At 71.9% G+C, this 4,822-nt stretch carries 4 protein-coding genes; all 4 read right to left on the minus strand.

Annotation, left to right across the window (positions count from 1 at the left end; translation table 11 throughout):
- On the minus strand, positions 1–3,741 hold a 3,741-nt coding region (locus tag B7767_RS08625), incomplete at its 3' end, for a lonely Cys domain-containing protein (RefSeq protein WP_143652290.1).
- The gene (locus B7767_RS08630; RefSeq protein ID WP_085571654.1) at positions 3,742–4,089 is read right to left on the minus strand and encodes a hypothetical protein; all 348 of its coding nucleotides are present in this window, start codon (positions 4,087–4,089) and stop codon (positions 3,742–3,744) included.
- Positions 4,090–4,091: 2 nt separating this feature from the next.
- Complete coding sequence (locus tag B7767_RS08635) at positions 4,092–4,604, minus strand: YbaB/EbfC family nucleoid-associated protein (RefSeq protein ID WP_085571655.1); 513 nt, start codon at positions 4,602–4,604, stop codon at positions 4,092–4,094.
- A gap of 16 nt (positions 4,605–4,620) precedes the next feature.
- Positions 4,621–4,822: hypothetical protein (locus tag B7767_RS47255; RefSeq protein WP_218775778.1), on the minus strand; the 202-nt coding region annotated here is incomplete at its 5' end.

Below are 4,822 nucleotides of genomic sequence, written 5' to 3' on the forward strand. Positions count from 1 at the left end.
GACGCCGGAGGGTTCCGGCCGGTGCTCCACCCACTGGCCGCGCCGTCCCCGCGAGTCCGTGTAGAGGCGGTGGACGAGCTTCCCGTCCGGCAGCGTCGCGAAGCTGACCATGTGGGTGCCGCCGTACGTGGTGCGTCCGGTCTCGTTGGCGACGTGCTGGCTCTCGCTGACGACCGCCAGCGGATCGGGGACGAAGGTGTCGTCGATGCCCCTGCGGGTGCGGACCATCCCCGGCGGCTTGGCGCTCGAGCACGCCTCCATCAGCACGGCGTGGTCCTCGGGGAGCTGCGCCAGGCTCGGGCGCCGCTTGAGCATCCGGCCGGTCTCCCGCTGGTGGGTGTGGTGCCTCGGGTCCGTCGCGGTCGGTACCCGGGTCGCGCCCGGCCGGGCGTGGGCGCTGAAGACGTACGTCTGCTTGCCGGCGAACGGGACCGGCTCGTCGTCCTTGACCGCTTCCTTGGTGACCGGGTTGTAGTGCCACAGCTCCGACGACTGAGTCGCGAGCTTCAGCACCGCGATCCGGCGCGGGGCCTCGGCGTCCTCGAACACGCCTCTGCCGATGGTCACGCCCCCGTCGCCGACGACGCTGTGCGACAGCACCTCGCGCTCCCACTCCGGCGCGTCCTCGCGCTCCGCCGGGTCGAGCACCTGGCCGGGGGTGCTGCGGATCCAGTCGGCACGCGGCAGCCCCTCCCCGAACAGCAGGGAGACGACGTGCGGCCGCGACGGGTCGCGCTGCGGGGACACCTTCACGGTGCCGTTGGCCGACCAGACCTCCCTGCCGATCCGGTCCGCCGCCTGGCGCGGCAGGTCCAGGCCGCGGGCACCGGCGTCGGGGACGAGCAGCACCACGGGGGTGCCCGGGGGCAGCGCGGCGAGCCGGGGGTCGCGGGCCAGCAGTTCGGCGAACACGTCGATCGGCACCTGGCGCGGGGCGCCGTCGTGGCCGCGTACGACGATCCGCCGGTGGTCGCCCTCCGCCATGACGACGTACGGCTCCGGCTCACCGGGACGGTGCCAGGGCGCGGGCTGTACGTCGCCGCGGCCCAGGGTGCCGTCGGGCTGCCGGACCACCTTCCCCACCTCGGTGAGGTCGAGGTCGGGGATCGTGGCGTTCGTCCAGTTGCGGCCCAGGACGCCGCCGTCGCCGGTGGTCAGCGCCTGGGTGAGGGACAGGACGCCGCGGAGTTCCAGGTGGAAGGCGGCCAGGGCGGCCAGGCTGCCCGCCGACTCCACCTCCGGGGCCATCGCCACCCGGAACAGTTCGCCGCGCTGCGCGTCGGTCACCGGGTGGGCGGGGTCCAGGAGCAGCACCTGGCGGGTCAGGGCGTCCAGGTCGAGCGGGCCGTCGCGGAGGGCGGGAACGGACTGCCGGAGCTGGTCGAGGTGCGCGAGGGCGTCGCGGAGGGCGGGGTGGAGGGGGCTCGTCCCGATCGCGGAACCGAAGACGTCCGTCAGCAGCCGGTCGTACAGCGCCTCGGTGGCCGGGTCCGGCTCGGGGTCCGACGCGTACTCGGGCTCGGGCTCGGCCGCGTCCTGGTCGTCCTCCCAGTCCAGGATCATGTCGACCGAGTCCGGGGAGCCCGGCTCGGAGGATTCCCCGGTCGGGATCCCGTCCGGTGCCCGGGAGCCGAGCGGCGTCTCGTCGAGGGCGACGGGCTGGACGGGCGGCACCTCGCGGGAGACGACCGGGGTGGGCTCCGCAGTGGAGCCGCTGATGGCCGGCAGTTCCTCGGACTCGGTCCGTACGGGCCGGTAGGGCTGCGGGACGTCGGACGTGGGCCGGGTCTCGGCCTTCGGTACCGCGGAGGACGGGCGGGACTGCCCGGACTCCTCGGGTGCGGGGGTACGGACGTCGTCCGGGGCGGCGGTGTCCGGGTCCGACGGCTCGACGGTGACCGCCTGGTCACCGGACGGTGTGGTCTGGGGCCGTGGCTGCGGGGTGGCGTTCGGCGAGGCGTGGCCGCCCGGGGACGTGCCGCTCGACGGGGCGGGTGCCGTGGGGGGCGCGAGGGGCGCCTGCGGGTTCTGCTGTCGCCGTTCCCGCTCCTCGGGGGTGAACCGGGTCGTGCCGTCGTCCGCCGACCGCTGTCGTTCGGTCCCGTCCGGTGCGGGGTTGCTGCCGCCCGTCTGGGCCGAGGGCAGTCCGGAAGCGGTGGAGCCGGCGGTGTCCTGCTTGTTCACCGGCGGGGTGTCGTCCGTGCCGGCGGACCAGTCGGTCCCCGGGCTCCTGATCACCGACGGGTTGAGGGTGGAGAAGACGGTGTCGGTGTCGGTGTCGTCCACCAGGGAGTCCCGGTGGGCGTCGTCGTACGCGTTCGGCGGAGAGACGTAGGACGACGGCTTGCCCGCGCCCGTCGCCCCCGGGAGTCCGGAGGCGTCGACGTTGTTGTCGACGCCGTGAACCGTGCCGTGGTCCGGGAGGGACGAGACCGACGAGACGGACGAGGCATCGCTGAAGTCGCTGAAGACCGACGCGGTGTCACTGGTGTCGCTGAAGTCGCCGAAGACCGACGCGGTGTCGCTGAAGTCGCCGAAGACCGACGCGGTGTCGTCGATGCCGCCGGCGTGGGGAACCGGGTCGTCGCTGTCCGACCGGTACGGCGACGGCGATGTGGAGGAGGAGGTCGGGACGCTGTAGGGGGCGCTGTACGTGTCGTCGTGGAGGTCCTGGTACGTGTTCGCGCCGTCGTACGTGTCGTCGTACCGGTCCTCGTACCCGTACCGGTTGCCGTTCGCGCCCGTGCCGCCGTTCCCGCTGCCACCGCCCGGCAGGTCGTTGACGGAGTCGGAGCCGAAGTCGAAGTTCTGGAAGAACTTGTTGTGAGCGAACTTTCCGCCGAACTCCGCCCCTGTGGAGGCCGCTTCGAAGATCAGGCCGCTGAGGCCGGCGCTCAGGAACGTGCCGGGGTTGAGGGTGAACGTGCCCAGGAAGATCAGGCCGGTGAAGGCCTCGGCGAAGGTCTCCGCCTGTCCTTCGTTGATGAAGCTGAACGGGAGCTCGGAGGCCTCCTTCCAGAAGTTGTTGTTCTTGAAGTACTTGTTGATGAACCTTCCGCCGACCTCGCCGAAGATGCCCCCGAAGAGTCCCGCGAACGCGCCGGCGACCGCCGACTGGCCGATGTCCTTCCAGTCGAACCGGATACGCCGGCGCTCCGGGTCGTCCGGCGCGGTCATGGAGATCAGCTGCGAGGCGAAGGAGACGAACGCCTCCTGGATCGCCTCCAGCAGCACCGACAACGGCGTGGGGATGGCGCGTCCCAGCCGCTGGAGGATCAGCAGGATGGTGAGCGCGGTGCGTGCCTTCTGGATGGCGATCTCGGTGAGCGACGTACCGCCGGTGAAGACGGCCAGGGCGGCGATCAGAGCCAGTTCGATGTTCATCAGGATGAACTCGATGAGGATCTGGTACTTCCCCTCGGACAGCTTGATCGAGCGGTCGATCTGCCGGGAGCCGAGCTCGCGGAGTTCGTCGGAGAACTTCTGCAGGTGGTTCTGGCCGTTGTCGTCGACGAAGAGCTTCATCGCCGCGACGAACTCGTCGGCGACCCGCGGCGGGAGCGAGTTCCCGGCGGTGGAGATCGCTCCCTTCATCGCGTCGGACAGGTCCCTGACGTCGTCGGCCAGCCGTTTGTAGGGGTTACGGCTGTCGAAGCCCAGGTCCTCGTTGCCGGTGGCGACGTTCGCGCCCACCCAGACCTCGATGAACTCCCGCAGGCCGGGCGGGAACATGATGGCCATTCAGCGCCTGTTCTCGCTCTCCGAGCCGTGCGTCTCGATGTCCTCCACCGCCTGGACCTGCGGCCGCTGCACGTGGTCGGCCTCCGCGGCGACCGCGTCGACCAGCGCCATGAACCCGCTGGTGATGGCCAGGACCGTGTCCGTCACCTGCTGCTGTTCCTGGCGGACCTGCTCGCCGACCGCGTTGGCGAAGTCGTCGTCGCCGCCCTCCACGCCCCACCAGCCCGCGTACCGGGCGTTGCCGGTCTCGAACCGGGGCAGCATCTCGTCGCCGTAGCGCACGGCGTCGGCGAGGTGCCTGGAACCCTGCAGGATCGCCTGGATGTCGGCGGAGTAGTTGCCGGCCATGGTTACGCGCCCTCCTGCCGTTCCCGTCGTCCGTCGTCCGTGCCGCGGGCCGCCCCGGGCGGGGCGGCGGGTTCCTCGTCGTCCTCGACGATCTCGTCGCGGAGCCTGCTCATCGCCGTGGGCCCCTTCGCCACTTCGGTCTCGCTGAGCAGCGTTCCGAAGAGGGACTCCCAGTCGACGCCCATCCGTTCCGGGGCGGCGCCGCGCGCGGTCATCCTGGTGAGCGGGTCGAGCGTGGCGACGACCCGGCGGGCCATCTCGGCCCGTGCCTTGTTCGCGGCCTCCAGCACCGCCGCGGAGAGCTGGGCGGCGGCCATGGTCCGGTACTTGCCGTCGAGGAACTCCAGGCTGGTCAGTTCGCCCTTCGCCCCGACCGAGACCCGGACCGACCGGTCCGTCGAGCGCGCGGTGACCGAGGCCGCGTCCAGTTCGGCGCGTGCCGAGGCCGCGGCCTGCTCCGCCGCCTTGAGGTGGGCCATCGCCTGGGCCACCCGGTCCTCCATCGGCCGGTTCATCCCGGTCCCCTTCCTCTCAGCGTCCCAGGGCCTGCGGCGCGCCGCCCTCGTCGGTGCCCCAGACGTCCTCGTCCTCGGCCAGCCACGTGGTCCGTTCCCTGTCCCCGCTCTCCGTCTGCGGCCTGTCCCCCGCCCCGCCCATGGGTCCCATGGGCGGCATGAAGGGCGTGCTGCTGCTGGTCTGCGTGGACCTGGGGACGACGCGGTGCTCCTCGTCG

The sequence above is a fragment of the Streptomyces sp. 13-12-16 genome (assembly GCF_002114215.1).
Taxonomy (GTDB): Bacteria; Actinomycetota; Actinomycetes; order Streptomycetales; family Streptomycetaceae; genus Streptomyces.

Bases quoted from the DNA above. Each gene is read 5' to 3' on its own strand.
- B7767_RS08630 (WP_085571654.1), bottom strand. From the start codon at position 4,089: ATGGCCGGCAACTACTCCGCCGACATCCAGGCGATCCTGCAGGGTTCC.
- B7767_RS08635 (WP_085571655.1), bottom strand. From the start codon at position 4,604: ATGAACCGGCCGATGGAGGACCGGGTGGCCCAGGCGATGGCCCACCTC.